Source organism: Citrobacter sp. Igbk 16 (genome assembly GCF_028069755.1).
Taxonomy (GTDB): Bacteria; Pseudomonadota; Gammaproteobacteria; order Enterobacterales; family Enterobacteriaceae; genus Citrobacter.
Genome location: NZ_JANEWJ010000032.1, coordinates 13,483 through 28,193 on the forward strand (window position 1 = coordinate 13,483; position 14,711 = coordinate 28,193).

General features: G+C 50.8%; 15 protein-coding genes. 2 read left to right on the forward strand and 13 right to left on the reverse strand.

The window, feature by feature from the left end; translation table 11 throughout:
- Positions 1-77: 77 nt before the first annotated feature.
- Both NNO03_RS18295 and fabI read right to left on the reverse strand, forming a co-directional pair.
- Positions 78-1,223, reverse strand: coding sequence for a carboxymuconolactone decarboxylase family protein (locus NNO03_RS18295; protein ID WP_271450180.1), 1,146 nt, complete (start codon positions 1,221-1,223; stop codon positions 78-80).
- Positions 1,224-1,439: 216 nt separating this feature from the next.
- A complete protein-coding gene (gene fabI, locus NNO03_RS18300) occupies positions 1,440-2,228 on the reverse strand; it encodes an enoyl-ACP reductase FabI (protein ID WP_005126472.1) in 789 nt (262 codons plus the stop codon).
- 511 nt (positions 2,229-2,739) lie between these two features.
- Here fabI and NNO03_RS18305 point away from each other — a divergent pair.
- On the forward strand, positions 2,740-3,429 hold the full coding sequence (locus NNO03_RS18305; RefSeq protein WP_271450195.1) for an EAL domain-containing protein: 690 nt from the start codon (positions 2,740-2,742) through the stop codon (positions 3,427-3,429).
- Positions 3,430-3,473: 44 nt separating this feature from the next.
- Here NNO03_RS18305 and sapF read toward each other — a convergent pair whose 3' ends face one another.
- From sapF to sapA, 5 genes are read right to left on the reverse strand one after another with little or no spacing between them, the layout of a single operon-like run.
- A complete protein-coding gene (sapF, locus tag NNO03_RS18310) occupies positions 3,474-4,280 on the reverse strand; it encodes a peptide ABC transporter ATP-binding protein SapF (RefSeq protein ID WP_005126478.1) in 807 nt (268 codons plus the stop codon).
- 1 nt (position 4,281) lies between these two features.
- Positions 4,282-5,274 (reverse strand): peptide ABC transporter ATP-binding protein SapD, encoded by a 993-nt coding sequence (gene sapD, locus NNO03_RS18315; RefSeq protein WP_103770737.1) that lies wholly within the window; start codon positions 5,272-5,274, stop codon positions 4,282-4,284.
- The gene (gene sapC, locus NNO03_RS18320; protein WP_005126480.1) at positions 5,274-6,164 is read right to left on the reverse strand and encodes a peptide ABC transporter permease SapC; all 891 of its coding nucleotides are present in this window, start codon (positions 6,162-6,164) and stop codon (positions 5,274-5,276) included. Before sapC ends, sapD begins: the two co-directional genes overlap by 1 nt.
- Positions 6,151-7,116 (reverse strand): peptide ABC transporter permease SapB, encoded by a 966-nt coding sequence (sapB, locus tag NNO03_RS18325; protein ID WP_005126482.1) that lies wholly within the window; start codon positions 7,114-7,116, stop codon positions 6,151-6,153. The genes sapC and sapB overlap by 14 nt, the downstream gene beginning before the upstream one ends.
- The gene (sapA, locus tag NNO03_RS18330; protein ID WP_202038530.1) at positions 7,113-8,756 is read right to left on the reverse strand and encodes an ABC transporter substrate-binding protein SapA; all 1,644 of its coding nucleotides are present in this window, start codon (positions 8,754-8,756) and stop codon (positions 7,113-7,115) included. The genes sapB and sapA overlap by 4 nt, the downstream gene beginning before the upstream one ends.
- Positions 8,757-9,304: 548 nt before the next feature.
- Between sapA and NNO03_RS18335 the strand changes: the two genes are divergently transcribed.
- Positions 9,305-9,757, forward strand: a complete 453-nt coding sequence (locus NNO03_RS18335; RefSeq protein WP_202038531.1) for an SgcJ/EcaC family oxidoreductase — start codon at positions 9,305-9,307, stop codon at positions 9,755-9,757.
- A 66-nt stretch (positions 9,758-9,823) separates the two neighbouring features.
- Here NNO03_RS18335 and NNO03_RS18340 read toward each other — a convergent pair whose 3' ends face one another.
- From NNO03_RS18340 to NNO03_RS18365, 6 genes are all read right to left on the reverse strand, one after another.
- Complete coding sequence (locus NNO03_RS18340; protein WP_271442674.1) at positions 9,824-10,468, reverse strand: QnrB family quinolone resistance pentapeptide repeat protein; 645 nt, start codon at positions 10,466-10,468, stop codon at positions 9,824-9,826.
- A gap of 75 nt (positions 10,469-10,543) precedes the next feature.
- Complete coding sequence (locus tag NNO03_RS18345) at positions 10,544-11,185, reverse strand: transcriptional regulator (RefSeq protein ID WP_271442673.1); 642 nt, start codon at positions 11,183-11,185, stop codon at positions 10,544-10,546.
- A gap of 126 nt (positions 11,186-11,311) precedes the next feature.
- Complete coding sequence (locus tag NNO03_RS18350; protein ID WP_271450181.1) at positions 11,312-12,280, reverse strand: threo-3-hydroxy-L-aspartate ammonia-lyase; 969 nt, start codon at positions 12,278-12,280, stop codon at positions 11,312-11,314.
- A 26-nt stretch (positions 12,281-12,306) separates the two neighbouring features.
- A complete protein-coding gene (locus NNO03_RS18355; RefSeq protein ID WP_271442671.1) occupies positions 12,307-12,702 on the reverse strand; it encodes a RidA family protein in 396 nt (131 codons plus the stop codon).
- A 375-nt stretch (positions 12,703-13,077) separates the two neighbouring features.
- On the reverse strand, positions 13,078-13,650 hold the full coding sequence (locus NNO03_RS18360) for a TetR/AcrR family transcriptional regulator (RefSeq protein ID WP_271450182.1): 573 nt from the start codon (positions 13,648-13,650) through the stop codon (positions 13,078-13,080).
- 85 nt (positions 13,651-13,735) lie between these two features.
- On the reverse strand, positions 13,736-14,599 hold the full coding sequence (locus NNO03_RS18365) for an arginase family protein (RefSeq protein WP_271450183.1): 864 nt from the start codon (positions 14,597-14,599) through the stop codon (positions 13,736-13,738).
- Positions 14,600-14,711 lie beyond the last annotated feature (112 nt).

A 14,711-nucleotide genomic window follows, 5' to 3' on the forward strand; every position in this document is an offset into this window, starting at 1 on the left:
TCGTGGCTGAAAGAGCGGCTGACAGTTTTACGCGAATCTGTCAGTCGCAGCAAGCGCTCTTTCAGCAAGTGGATCGGTTAATACGTCTCGCCCAACGCGATCTTCAAACGATTTAGCCATCCGCACAATCCGCTCCAGGCCAGCACGTTAATTGCCTGTTCTGAGGATATACCCTGATCGAGCAATGGGGTAAGCAGTGCGGCGCTAAAGCGATCGGGCGCCCGGGTTAACCATTGTACCGCCTGCAGGGTGACGCGCTCAACCGGATGTCGTTGCTCCCAGCGCTGTATTTGACGCTCATCCTGGCGAAGTACGGTGATAATCTCAGTGAGCTCAGTGGCTGAGAGGGCGTACTCATTGAAGCAGGATACGCTACCGTTGATCCGCGATGTGAGCAGCGTTGCCAGAGAAAATGTCCGTGATTGCACATCGCTGTGTAATGTGCTGGTAAAAAGCGCTTTAAATAACGCCAGTTCGTCAGGTGAGTGTTGCAGTAATGGCCTCAGCGTTTGCAATACAGTGGGAGTATGGCTGACATGTGTTTCTGCGCTGGGAAGATGTTTTTCAATCGGCAGGTCGGCGGTGTGCCACTGGGCGTCTTCTGCACTAAAGGGGGATGCCTCGGCAAATTGTTGAATATCGAGGCCAGGAATGCGGCGCACAGGATGGCCAAACCAGGCCTGAAACAACGCAACGACACGGGCCTGAAAGCCGACAAAGCCAACGATTTGATTCATCAGAACACTGTCGCTGGTCGTGAGTCCAACCGCCACCAGATGCTGGCGATCCCGTGAGCCGATGACGGCCGGAGAGCTGGCGAGCTGGCGAGCATATTGGGTGATTTGCGCCAGCCGATGGTTGCTTTCCCTGGATGAATTAGGGCCAGGAAGGGGAGTCAGACGTGCAGCATAATGATTACATAAACGCTGCACGCCACAAACCTGAGCGACGGTTAAGGCGGTACTCATACGTTCATAGGCGCTGAACGTGTGCATTGAGTCCAGAGCAACATGTACAGGGAAGAGAAGGTGAGCAAGTTTACGGGCAGGTTCTAACCAGGACTGAAAGGGTAAAAGCGCAACGGCAGGTATCGTCAGATCCAGCAAAAATCGGTCCTCGACGTGTGCGGCTTCTGGCACCAACGGTAGAACATCTTGCGGATATGTACTGGATTGTGTCTCATGATACCAGTGGCTTTTGCCTTCAATTCGGCGTTGTTCCATGGGCGTTCCTTGGTCTAAAAAGTGGCGACCCGGATACGTCGTCATAGCTGTACGCCGGATCGTTTGCGCTGCGATATCCTGACGTAAGCGAATGAGGTGATGAAAGATTGTTAAGTGATAATAAATATCAGAAAAGCATATATAGCGACGGGCGAGGGGGAAGGGAGAGGAAAATAATGGGCGACGGAGCGTCGCCCATAGAGGAAGTCTGAAAGATTATTTCAGTTCCAGTTCGTTCATTGCGGCGATGCTGAAGCCGCCGTCAACGTGAACGACTTCACCGGAGATACCGGCGGACAGGTCTGAGCACAGGAATGCCGCAGAGTTGCCCACATCTTCAATGGTAACGGTACGACGAATCGGCGTAACCGCTTCGCAATGCGCCAGCATTTTACGGAAATCTTTGATACCGGAAGCAGCCAGAGTACGGATTGGACCCGCTGAGATTGCGTTCACACGTACGCCTTCAGGACCCATCGCGTTAGCCATATAACGAACGTTAGCTTCCAGAGAGGCTTTTGCCAGACCCATTACGTTGTAGTTCGGGATTGCGCGCTCTGCACCCAGGTAGGACAGCGTCAGCAGTGCAGAACCAGGGTTCAGCATGGAACGGCATGCTTTTGCCATTGCAACAAAGCTGTATGCGCTGATGTCATGAGCAATTTTAAAGCCTTCGCGGGTGACCGCATTCACGTAGTCGCCATCCAACTGGTCAGCAGGTGCGAAACCGATGGAGTGTACGAAACCGTCGAATTTCGGCCAGACTTTGCCCAGTTCAGCGAACATGGTGTCGATGCTGGCGTCTTCAGCCACATCACACTGCAGTACGATGTTGGAACCCAGCTGAGCGGCAAATTCTTCCACGCGGCCTTTCAGTTTGTCGTTCTGGTAGGTGAACGCCAGTTCAGCGCCTTCGCGGTGCATCGCCTGAGCGATACCATAGGCGATGGACAATTTACTGGCAAGACCGGTTACCAGAATGCGCTTACCGGAAAGAAAACCCATAGCTTTAATCCTTATAGTCATTACTTATTTTTTTAGCAATCAATGAGTTATGATTGCAATTTCAAGGTCACTCGAAATTGGTGTGAAATTATATCCCACTCTTTGCCCCTTGTGTCACGATCTTTCTCTGCTATTCACCCGTCGGGGAGCAGCAGTAAACGGCATTTCAAAGGGCAGGGAATTGTTGTCAGCACCCGGTGGCCTGTCACTATTCATTGCACGTGAGGAGTATATCACTCCCCCCTGGTTCTGCCTCATCCAACCAGAGAAGAGCAGGGGGATAAGGTGAAAATACAAGGCGTCAGAGGGTTAAAATGGTATGATCTGGCCTCTAGTCGATGTTTTAACGTATATCAATGTAAGAAGATTCTTAAAACAAAAAATATGACCATATTCATTTAGTTATGATATATTGTTTTTATCGATCAATATCGATTCATTGATCGATATTATTGATTGATTCTGATTAGAAGTGCATTATCAGGACGTTATGATCAATTGGAGTGGTCTTATGCACTATCATTTCATCGCGGAACCGATGAGAGACACAACAGATAAGTTGCTGGGTGTTGAGATGCTCGCCCGCTTCGCTTCTGAGACGGTTCATCCGTTGCATGCAGATTCCATTATTTCGGCATGGAGTAGCGAACAAAAACGTAATTTCATGCTTGAGCAAATTCGGTTAATTGCAGAAAAGCGTGATTGGTTCGAGAACAATAATCTGCTCTGTACGCTAAGCCTTGTTGATGAAATGGCGCTATTAGCAATCGGTGATCCTGTCATTAAGTCGGCCTTACATTCCATGCCTTTTATTGCGCTGGAACTCTCAGAACGCTTTCTGTCGAATACAGTTTGCCTGAACAATCTGCTCATTAATTCGCTGAGTGATGGCCCAAACGCCTTGTGGCTGGGCGATCTCGGCTCTGGCAGTATCGGCGCGAGTCCGCTGGTGTGCGGCCGTTTTGACGTTGTGAAAATGGATCGCGACTTCTTCCTGTCACAGGTAGAAAAAACAATATTCCCGGTGTTGATTAAAAATATCAGGGGGTATTGCGACCGCGTTGTGGTTGAGGGGGTAGATACGACCCATCTTATCGAGGCGGTCTGCACCGCCGGCGTTTGGGCTATGCAGGGAGAGATTTTCCCGTCAGTCACCTTCTCTGAGGTTGACGCGCTACTCTTGCCCCGGTTTTGTCACTGATGACTGAACGGATAGCCCTCCCGTCCTGGTGGGCTATTATTTCATTAACGGTCTTTCCGCCAGGCATCAGCGGTAAGCGCCTCGCCAAAATGTCCTGCAATAAGACGACGAGTCAGTTCATGTAGCGGTGAGGCCAGCACATCCGCCGTACTGCCGCGCTCGACAACTTCGCCCTGATGCATGACTAACACCTGGTCGCTGATGTGTTTCATCATCCCAATGTGTTGGGTCACATAGATATAGGAAATCCCCTGTTTTTCCTGTAACTCGAGCATCAGGTTGATGAGCTGCGATCGCATCGACATATCCAGAGAGGCTAGTGCTTCGTCGGCGATAATCACTTTTGGGCGCAAAATCAGCGCACGGGCAAGGCCCAGGCGTTGTTTTTGCCCTGGCGCGAGCATATGCGGATAGTAGCTAACATGATCGGGTAGCAGACCCACCATACGCATGGTTTCCACAATCTGTTTGCGGCGCTGTTCAGGCTCCAGATCGGTATTCAGGCGTAACGGAAAATCGAGGATCTGCGAAATACGTTGGCGCGGATTAAGCGACGTGGACGGATCCTGGAAAATCATGCGAATACGCTGACTACGAAATGAATAATCGCCATATTTTAGCGGATGATCGTCAATCAGCAGCTCGCCGCTGCTCGGTTCAACCATCCCAGCCAGCATTTTTGCCAGCGTGGACTTGCCTGAGCCGTTCTCGCCAATAATGGCGAGCGTTTGACGTTCACGCAGCGTAAAGCTCAGCGGTTTAACAGCTTCGACGGTCTGGCGGCGAAATAATCCCGTCCGGTAGCGAAAGGTTTTGCTCAGATTGCGAACTTCGAGCAGGGTTTCTACCATCTCACTCTCTCTCCATGTTCAGGGGGAAATGACAGGCGTAGAGATGATTCTTTGCTCCGGTCAGTCTTGGGGTTTCAATGCATTCGCGCTGCGCATAAGGGCAACGTGGCCCCAGACGACAGCCGATAGGCAACTGTTCTAACAACGGAATTGCTCCTGGCATGGTATTCAGGCGGCTTTTATGCGGCATTGCGCTACCAAAATCAGGAATAGCGCGAATCAACGCTTGCGTATAAGGGTGATGGGGTATCGTCACCAAATCTTTACTGGGTGCGGTTTCCACCGTTTGTCCGCAGTACATTACGTTGATTTTGTCTGCCCATTGGCTGAGCATTTGCAGGTCATGGCTGATCAACAAAATGGTGGTATTGCTGTTTTGATTCAGTCGGGTCAGCAGACGAAAAATTTGCGCCTGTGTGGTGGGTTCCATCGCGTTGGTGGGTTCATCTGCAATCAGCAGACGAGGTTGGTTTGCCAGTGCGATGGCGATCATTACCTTCTGGCACTCGCCGTCGGTCAGCTCATAAGGGAAACTGCGCATTGCATCTTTATGGTCTTTTATCCCGACGCGGTGCAGCAGTTCAATCGCGCGACGTTTGCGCCAGCCAATACGTTGCCACCAGCGCCCCTTGTATGTCCAGGCGGGAATGTTTTGCATCAGTTGGCGTCCAATACGTTCGGACGGATCCAGACAAGACTGTGGCTCCTGAAAGATCATGGACACATTATGGCCGACGAGCTTACGTCGCTCGCGGGCGGAAAGACGCAGCAGGTCGATATCATCAAAACGCATGCGGTCCGCGGTCACGCGCCAGTTATCTTTGGCGACACCACAGATGGCCTTAGCGATCAAGCTTTTACCTGAACCCGATTCACCGACCAGTCCACGGATCTCACCTTCGTTTAGCGTCATGCTGACGCGGTCAACCGCTTTCACCCAGTCTTCACCGGTCCTGAACTCGATAGTCAGGTTGCGGATATCCAGTAATGGCATTATTCCACCCCCGCAATAATCGCGCGACGCACGCCGTCACCTAGCAGGTTTACCAGCAGCACACTTATCATAATTGCCGCTCCGGGCAGCATGACTGTCCATGGTGCAACATAGATCAACTCCAGCGCATCGCCGAGCATGGCTCCCCATTCTGGGGATGGGAGTTGTGCGCCGAGATCTAGGAAGCCTAGGGCGGCGATATCCAGAATCGCCATTGACAGTGCTCGGGTGATTTCAGTGATAAGGCCGGCAGTAATATTCGGCAGAATCGCAAACCACAGAATATTGAGCGTGCTCGCGCCATCCAGACGAGCGGCAATGACATACTCTTTTTCCAGCTCGTCATGCACCATGCTGTAGACGGAGCGCACCATACGCGGCAGTAAAGCCAGCCAGACGGCGAACATCGCATGCGTCAGATGTGGCCCGGCAAAAGCCACCACAATAATGGCCAGCAGTAGCGATGGGATTGACAGCAGGGTATCCAGAATATGGTTCAGCACCGCTGAGCGTAGTCCGTGCGTTGCCCCGGCAACCACGCCCAGCAACAGACCGCAGAGTGTGGCGGCGAGGGTAACGACAAACGCACCACCTACAGTAGGGGCCGCGCCACTGAGCAGACGGCTTAATACGTCGCGACCCAGATCGTCGGTTCCGAGGAAGAATGACACTTCGCCATAGCGTGACCAGGACGGTGGCAACAGTTGGTAGCCGAGAAATTGCTGATCGATGCCGTAAGGGGCAAACCAGCCACCAAACACGCACAGAATGACCAGTCCCGCACAACCGTATAGACCCACCATCGCAGAAGCATCGCCATAAAAATTACGCCATGCGGTGCGTAGCGTACCGGGCGGGCGCTTTTCGCTATATACGCTATCGTAGGGCATACCATTCCTTATGTTTCAGAGGGTTAGCCATAGCACCCAAAATATCAGAGATAACGTTAACGATAATAACCAGGGAGCCAATCACCATCACACCCGCCGAAATAGCGGCGTAGTCTTGCTGGCGAATCGCGTTAATCAACCAACGCCCCAGCCCTGGCCAGCTAAAGACCATCTCGGTGATCATCGCCAGCGTCAGCATGGTGGAAAACTGTAATCCAAGACGAGGAATGACCGGCGGAAGGGCGTTGTGCAATACGTGGCGACGCAGAATGGTGAAGCGTGACAAACCGCGCGTGGCTGCCGCTTTAACATAGTTCTGATCGAAGACCTCAATGGTGCTGATCCGCATCAGGCGGATGACCTCCGTCGTGGGCGCGACGGAAAGCGTCAATACCGGAAGCACCATATGACGGATTGCGCTGACCAACATTTCGTCGCGCCAGGGGGAGTCAGAGATCCACGCATCAATAATGGCGAAACCGGTCACCGGTTTTACTTCGTAAAGCAAATCGAAACGTCCCGAAACGGGTAACCAGCCGAGAGTCAGTGAGAAGAGGAGCGTCAGCAGCAGCGCCAGCCAAAAAACGGGAATGGAAAACCCCATCAGAGCCAATGCGCTGATGCAGCGATCCTGCCATTTATTACGTGTGATGCCGGCCAGCATGCCGATAGGGATCCCGACCATCAGCGCAAACCCAAAGGCAAGAATACACAGCTCCATCGTGGCTGGGAAAACCTCTTTCAGCTGTTCTGAGATTAACTGACCGTTAATACTGGAAACGCCAAAATCCCAGTGAATCAGACCGTTGAACCAGAATATCCAGGCGTTCCATAGCGATGCACCTTGTAACGGCGCATGGGGGGTGAAGTAGCTCAGACTGAACCCAATGAATGTCAGGAAGAACAGGGTGACCAGCAGCAATAAGAAGCGGCGTAGGGTGAAGATAATCATGGTTTTTTCACCTCATCAGTCTTTTCCCTGGAAACCCCGGCAAAGGAAGCATTCCCGAACGGACTTAGCACCAGACCTTTGATGTCATAGCGGTAAGCCTGTAGGCGCAATGATGAGGCCAACGGCAGGATCGGCAACTCTTGCGCCAGGATATTTTGTGCTTCGTCATAGGCGTCAATACGTGAGGAGAGCTGCTGCGAAGACAATGCCTTGCGCAGTATGCTGTCGAACTGCGGATTACACCAGTGCGCGAAGTTGGTCTGTGAGTTGATGGCGGCACAACTGAGCAGCGGTCGGAAAAAGCTGTCAGGATCGTTACTGTCTGTCGCCCAACCGGACAACGTCAGATCATGGTTCATATCCATTAATCGCGCCTCCTGAAAACGACCTTCAACCGGGATGATCTTCACTTTCACACCCACCTGCGCCATATCAGCCTGGATCAGTTCCGCTGTTTTCAGCGGACTCGGGTTCCAGGCCTGAGAGCTGGTCGGGACCCACAGTTGCAACGTCAGGTTCTCCAGTCCCAGCGCTTTTAACTGCTCACGGGATTTAGCCGGGTTGTATTCAGTAATCTTAGCTTCGTTGTCATAAGCCCACGAGGCGCGGGGCAAAATAGATGCTGCAGTTTCTGCCGTACCGTAGTAGATAGACTGCATCAGACGCTGGTTGTTAATGGCCAGCGCCAGAGCATGTCGTACTGCAGGGTTATCCAGCGGCGGCTTATTGGTGTTGAATGCCAGATAGGCAATGTTCATTCCAGGGCGCAGCGTCAGGCGCAGACGTGGGTCATCACGTAAAATGGTGAGCTGACTGGCCGCGGGCCAGGCCAGAACGTCGCACTCCCCGGTCAGGAGTTTTGATAACCGTCCGGTTCCGCCTGAACCGAGATCCACAACAACCTGTGGCATCAGAGGCGTGCCGCGCCAGAATTTTTCGTGGCGTTGTAGCCGAATATATTGTCCCGCGCGGTTTTCTGAAAGCAGGAACGGTCCGGTGCCGACGGGCTGCCTGTCGAGTAATTCCTGGCGATCCTGTTTGGCCAGTTGTGTGGCATATTCAGCCGACATTACGGAGGCATAGTGTGTCGCCAGATGCCACAGGAAGGAGGCATCTGGCTGAGTCAGACGAAATTCGACCGTGTTGTTATCCAGCTTGCGCACGCTTTGCACGTTGTCAGCGAATTGCAGGCTATCGAAGTAGGGAAAGCTGCTGCCATTGACGTTGTGCCACGGATGGTGGCGGTCAAAGATGCGCTCGAAGGTAAACACCACATCATCTGCATTTAGCTTACGGGTAGGCGTAAACCAGGCCGTCTTTTGAAACGAGACGTCGCGGCGCAAGTGGAAACGGTAGGTTGCGCCGTTGTCCAGCACTTCCCAGCTCTCAGCCAGTTCTGGCACCAGTCGGTAGGTGTACGGGTCCACATCAAGCAGCCGGTCATAGAGTTGGGCGGCCAGGGTGTCGACAATCAGGCCGCTGCTCGCTTTCTGTGGGTTGAATGTATTGACTTGCCCGCTGACGCAATAGACAAAGCCGCTGTCACGAATATCAGCGTGCGTGGTCTGCAGAGGCGCGGCAACAGCCTGACCACTCAGAAGTCCAGCCATCACGATCAGAGTTGATAAAACCAGGCGCATAATTTTAAGGGACTATGAATAAAGAAGCTATCTTACTAATATTTAATGACATTCGCCATTACCGTTTGAGTTTGGGCGCAACCATACCGTTAGTTGCAAATCCAACGTTGTGGTCTGCTCAATATTCATACCAGCGATCCACTTTGAATATAACTCATAAACTATCTTAGCATTTTCATGCCCCATCTGACCCGTAATAAACGAAGCGCGAGCCTCGTGAGAGTATAGCTATGCCAAATTTATGTGCTGTGGTGGCGCAAGAGCCGAAACTTAAGGAAGGGATAGCGTTAAAGGGAACCTGGAAGAGGTACAGAAATCATATGAATGCTGAACTATAATCATTCAGGTAGTGGTTTATGTTAAATACAGAACAATAAAGCAAAAATATCTATTTATTTCATCATATTACTTACCCATCTTTCTTCTGGCGTCTTTATTTTCTACACCCGGCGTATGTTAATGGTTTCTATTGGTTATTACAGGTGAGTTGACTATCCGGTTATCAATGACCTTCTCGCGGCCATCTAACCATTAATGGAATGATTACTATGAAGAAATTACTTGGTTTTGCTGTTTCACTGATCCTTTTATCGGGCCCCGTTTTTGCGACTCCGGCTCCAGAGTGTGTGAAGGTGGACAAAGCACAAATCGAAGCGCTATTCGACAAGTGGAATGAATCACTGAAAACGGGTAATGCGAAGACGGTCTCCGAAAATTATCTTAGTGATGCCGTATTACTTCCCACGGTATCGAATAAAGCCCGGTTAACAGATGCTGAACGTGAGGATTATTTTGAACATTTCCTGGCGAAGAAACCGACCGGGAAAATTGACAGTCGAACTATTCGCCTTGGCTGTAATAAGGCGATTGATGCTGGTACTTATACCTTCACCTTCGCAGATAAATCGACCGTTTCGGCCCGTTATACGTTTACTTACGCGTGGGATGGGAAGGCGTGGAAAATTTCCACCCACCATTCTTCAGCAATGCCTGAGGGGTAACAGAACAGATACACAGGGGCGGGGATTCACCGCTCCCTGGTGTATTGCGGGCTTGCTTAGCCTGGGCTAACCGATAATGGCAATCCCAAGACGTTCCATGATTAAAGAGGCCTGGTAGCTATCTATCTTAACGCCTTGTAAATCGACGCCCCGAACATCTAAATCACCCAATTCAGAATTGGTCAGATCGCAATGCGTGAAGTTCGCAGCTCGCCAGTCGAACGACGTAAACTCACCACCAGAGAGATCGGAGCCGCTAAATGTTGCGCCGAGTATCTGCGTGCCAATCCAGCGGTTTTCCCATAGCTCACACTTTTCTAACACGACTTTTGAAAAATTGGCGTAGCTCAGGTTAGTGTTGGTGATATATGCGCTGCAGAACCAGGTGCGCGTGGTTATCATATTCATAAAACTTGCGCCGCGAAAATCCGCACCTTGAGCGCGGCATCCACGGATTTCAACACCCAATGCGCTGACATTCCTGAAGTCTGCCATTGATAAATCACAGCTTTTAAAGATGGCATCCTTCAGGATGGCCCGGCTGAAATGACACCCTTTTTGGCTCTCACGGTCGTAAAACTGACAACCGATAAATTCAGTGCCACTAAGGTCGGTGCCAGAAAAGTCGCAGTTAAAAAACGTGCTGTTTTCAATTTTCGCCCCGGTAAAGCGGCTCCTGTCAATTTTTTCGCCTACTAACGCTAGAGTCATAATGCTAATCCTGTTTTTTTATACAGTATTTGCATCATGGTAAACTGATTACCGTCCTCGCGTCAAACGGCCAACTTATTCGCCGATAGCGTTAGCCTGACGGGCGTACAGGTAGGCGGTTGCTCTGGACACGCCCAGATGCTGCGCCACCGTATCCATGGATTTTCGTACGTTCAGTAAACCTTCTTTACGCAATTGTTGAATCAGTACCTTTCTGTCTTCTGTCTTCAGCGCTCGCGCCGTTGTTGCACGTTTAGCCGCAAAGTCATCAATACGCTGGCGAATCACTTCATTACTGCCAGGATCGAGGTGTTCGCTGACAGGTGAGCACTCGGTTTCAGTAAACCGTGCCAGTGCACTCTGCATCCCGCGAAATAGCGTCATATCAACATTCAGGCAAAGCGCCGCGACGTATTTGCCTTGTTCGTCCTTGATGCCGATAGAGGTACTTTTTACCGGGCGACCATCCGCAAACTGATTGCTGTAGTTGGCAACGATGTTGGGAAAATCAGCTGATTCGATCCGCGCCAGCCCAAGCTCTGTTGCGGGCTGACCCGGTTTGCGACCGGACAGATTATTGTGTATGGACAAGATCGCATGCTCAGGGTTCTTGAGGTCATGAACCACAACCTCGCAAAACGGAGAGAAGGTGTCGCTCAGTCCTTTGGCGATAATATCAATTTGATTGAGTAGCGAGTTATCGTCGGTTTTTGGCATGCCAGTCTCCTGCAGTGATGCCTGTTGCCATTATGGCGGCCAGTTTACAGCGTCCTGGGGCTTCTTTTCCAGACTGGAACAGGCGCATAGCGATAAGGTATCCGCACCGCAGATACCTTAATGAGATTACCCGGCAAGGAAATCACTGTAGCGGCTGATATCAACATTGCCACCACTGATGATAATGCCGATTTTCTTTCCTCTAAGGTCCGCTTTTCGCGCTCTTGCGGCGGCAAAACCAAGGCAGCCCGTTGGCTCCACGACCATTTTCATTCGCTCCGCGATAAATTTCATTGCGGCAATTAATTCATCATCTGAAACCGTCAGAATATCGTTAACATGCTTCTGGATCAGTGGAAAGGTATGCTGTCCAAGATGTTGGGTTTGCGCGCCATCAGCAATGGTTTTCGGCGTATCGATATGCACAATTTTGCCACTGCGAAACGACTGTTGACCGTCGTTGCCTGCCTCAGGCTCTACACCATAGATAAGACAATCAGGGGACAAGTGTCGCGCGGCCAGTGCGGAACCCGATAGAAGACCGCCACCGCCCAGACAAACAAAAAGGGCATCCAGAGCACCAACTTCTTCAATCAGTTCTTTCGTTGCGGTACCCTGGCCTGCAATAACGTGCGGGTGATCGTAAGGTGGGATCAGCGTCAGTCCTTGTTTTTCTGCCAGATCCCGGCCAATTTTTTCACGATCTTCAGTGTAACGGTCGTACATCACGACATGTCCGCCATATCCTTTCGTGGCAGCAACTTTAGCGGCTGGCGCGTCGTGCGGCATGATAATTGTCGCCGGAATACCCAGCAATTTTGCGGACAGGGCGATTGCCTGAGCATGGTTTCCGGATGAAAAAGCCACGACGCCGGCTGCTCGCTGCTGTGGCGTAAACTGGCGCAGAGCATTCATCGCGCCGCGAAACTTAAATGCACCCATCCGCTGGAAGTTTTCACATTTAAAAAAAACGTCAGCGCCAAACTCTTCATTCACCGTTCGTGATGTCATAACCGGTGTCTTGTTAGCATAACCTACGATGCGCTCAGCGGCCGCGGCAACATCGTGGTAATCAGGTTGTGTCATTTCAGTCATTGTTGTTCACCTGTAGCAGTTAAAAGTCACACTTGTTGTGCTAACGCAATGGCTTCAATTTCTACGGCAAAGCCATAATGAAGCTCTGCAACGCCAGCGACAGCACGGGCTGGACGGGAATCACCGATCCATTCGCCGTAGATCCGATTAAACGTCGGCCACTGGTTAATGTCCGTGACATAGACGCGTACCGATACCAGTTGCTGGCGAGAAACGCCGGCCCCCGCCAGACAAGCATCAACATTTTGTAGAGCCAGTCTGGTCTGTTCTTCAAAAGAAGCATCCGCTTTTCTTTCGCCATTAGTCGTGACAGGTAGCTGTCCGGAAATGAAAACGAATCCCCCGGCAGTCACACTATGTGAGTAATGGCCTGCTGGTGGGAAGCTATCCGTCGTGGTGTTCAGGGTAATATTGGTGGGCATGGTTTAATCTCCAGCTTAAGTAATAATGATTCATTTAGTATAAAATAATACTATTTGTATTATTTTATACACCATCGTCATCCATGCTTCCAGTCTCTTTTTCCGCGACGCTGTCTCTGTAAACGGCGTAAAACGTTCGGCATATCAGCTGAGATATTTGTATGGCATTACGGTGTGTGGCTGTAAGAGCGGATAGAAATGATGAGATCGCAGAAATGTTTTTTTTGCTTTTACGCGTGGTCGGGATCTCAGGTGCAACTCATCATCAACTGTATAAATTGATACGTTATGTATTGATTATGTTGATGTCCGCAATACCCACTTCTGGCGCGAAGTGGGCAGGGGAAAGATCAGAAAGCAGGCGAGGGAAGTATTTTATTTGAGCAACTTTGACATTAAATCAGGGAACGCAGGTACATCTGTGGCCAATGAGAACGCAGGGTTAATAGCCTTACGGGCAATCAGCCCGTCAATAAATGCAAACAGAATGATGGTGATCGCTTCCGGGTCAATATCCCGACGAAACTCTCCTGCGGCGATACCTTGCGCAATTATTCCCGCAATGCTTTGCCGCATGATGTTATCACTGGCGATAAACGCTTCCCTGAGCTCCGGGTTGCGTGCCGATTCGGCCATGATTTCTACCCAAAGGTGGTGCGTGACAGGGTAACCGACATCGCTTATGCAAGAAACGACCTGCTTGCAAAGACGATCAAAAAACGATCCGCCACAGGGCTCATTATGGGCAGCCAGGGCAGTGTTTTGCTCTTCCAGAACGATTGCCCGTATAAGCTCATCCTTACTTTTGAAGTAAGTATACATAGCCCCCTGACTGATACCTGCACGCGTGGAAATTTCGCGCACGCTGGTAGCACTGAATCCCTTCTCAGCAAAACAGGCTGCGGCAGCGGTAATAAGCTTATGGTAGGTTTCAGTATTCTTTAGCATATCGACCTTTATCTTTGAATCTATGGCGAAACTTTACCGCGCTTTAAGGCCTGGAACCAGCGATGAGATTTATCGATATCTTGCGTTACTTCATGAGAGGTAATGCACTGAGCATATTCTTGAGGTTTACCATATCCCACGGCAGATGTTCAGCAATGGTAAGCCCGACGGCCTCCGCGTGTACGGTGGCAAGATTAACCAGTTTAAGCACCTCTTCAATAGTCAGTTTACCTTCGGCCACATCGCCAAAATCATGTTCACCTCTGCCTGGTTGGGCGAACAAAACAGAACGGAAAAGTGACGGGTCCAGAACATCCAGATCAATATGAATCGCCAGATATTCGATGTGCTCGCGGGCAATCCACGCCATAACCTCGTTGGCACCGTTTTTGACATCATCAGGGCCAGTCGTCGCAATACTGTGATGGGTCAGATAGTCGCTTTCGTATATCAGTGGATTGTGAATGCCGGCAATCATAATTTTTGACGCAGAAACCTTGTGTGTGACGTGGTCCACTAAATCTTTATCGCCCGTGCCGATCAGCGCGCCAAGAACATGGGCATGCGCATTTGGATACTGTTCAGCCGTCTGCACGTCGGGGTGAGAGTCGATCCAAAGCACGCCCAGCTTATCACCGTACTTATGCAGCAGATGCGCGAAGGGCACCAAAGAAACCAGGCAGTCACCGCCCAATACGACAATCGCGTCGGGATCGTGTTTTTCAATACGCGTCGCGGCATCGCTCAACTGTTTAAGAATCTGTGGCTTACCAGTAATGCCATCTATTACAACCAGCGGCTCGCTTTCTGGTAAAGCAACGGGAACATCCTCGACGGGGCCTTTCGCTTCGGGCGAGAGAAAAGACAAGAGAAGTGATCCGAGATGATAGGGGGGATTGTTGCCTCCCTGCCACTGGGGGAAGGAAAGTCGAAGCGTTTTTTTTGCCATAATTTACCTGCTGTTAGTTTCTAAGGAGGAACGCCAAGGCGTATCCGTGTTGGTCGTCTTGTGAATACGCAGTGAATGAACGTTCATTCATTATGAGGGCGGTATAAAGATT

What these genes read in the sequence shown, in the direction of transcription:
- NNO03_RS18295 (WP_271450180.1), bottom strand. Translation starts at nt 1,223, where the DNA reads ATGGAACAACGCCGAATTGAAGGCAAAAGCCACTGGTATCATGAGACA.
- fabI (WP_005126472.1), bottom strand. Translation starts at nt 2,228, where the DNA reads ATGGGTTTTCTTTCCGGTAAGCGCATTCTGGTAACCGGTCTTGCCAGT.
- NNO03_RS18305 (WP_271450195.1), top strand. Translation starts at nt 2,740, where the DNA reads ATGCACTATCATTTCATCGCGGAACCGATGAGAGACACAACAGATAAG.
- sapF (WP_005126478.1), bottom strand. Translation starts at nt 4,280, where the DNA reads ATGGTAGAAACCCTGCTCGAAGTTCGCAATCTGAGCAAAACCTTTCGC.
- sapD (WP_103770737.1), bottom strand. Translation starts at nt 5,274, where the DNA reads ATGCCATTACTGGATATCCGCAACCTGACTATCGAGTTCAGGACCGGT.
- sapC (WP_005126480.1), bottom strand. Translation starts at nt 6,164, where the DNA reads ATGCCCTACGATAGCGTATATAGCGAAAAGCGCCCGCCCGGTACGCTA.
- sapB (WP_005126482.1), bottom strand. Translation starts at nt 7,116, where the DNA reads ATGATTATCTTCACCCTACGCCGCTTCTTATTGCTGCTGGTCACCCTG.
- sapA (WP_202038530.1), bottom strand. Translation starts at nt 8,756, where the DNA reads ATGCGCCTGGTTTTATCAACTCTGATCGTGATGGCTGGACTTCTGAGT.
- NNO03_RS18335 (WP_202038531.1), top strand. Translation starts at nt 9,305, where the DNA reads ATGAAGAAATTACTTGGTTTTGCTGTTTCACTGATCCTTTTATCGGGC.
- NNO03_RS18340 (WP_271442674.1), bottom strand. Translation starts at nt 10,468, where the DNA reads ATGACTCTAGCGTTAGTAGGCGAAAAAATTGACAGGAGCCGCTTTACC.
- NNO03_RS18345 (WP_271442673.1), bottom strand. Translation starts at nt 11,185, where the DNA reads ATGCCAAAAACCGACGATAACTCGCTACTCAATCAAATTGATATTATC.
- NNO03_RS18350 (WP_271450181.1), bottom strand. Translation starts at nt 12,280, where the DNA reads ATGACTGAAATGACACAACCTGATTACCACGATGTTGCCGCGGCCGCT.
- NNO03_RS18355 (WP_271442671.1), bottom strand. Translation starts at nt 12,702, where the DNA reads ATGCCCACCAATATTACCCTGAACACCACGACGGATAGCTTCCCACCA.
- NNO03_RS18360 (WP_271450182.1), bottom strand. Translation starts at nt 13,650, where the DNA reads ATGCTAAAGAATACTGAAACCTACCATAAGCTTATTACCGCTGCCGCA.
- NNO03_RS18365 (WP_271450183.1), bottom strand. Translation starts at nt 14,599, where the DNA reads ATGGCAAAAAAAACGCTTCGACTTTCCTTCCCCCAGTGGCAGGGAGGC.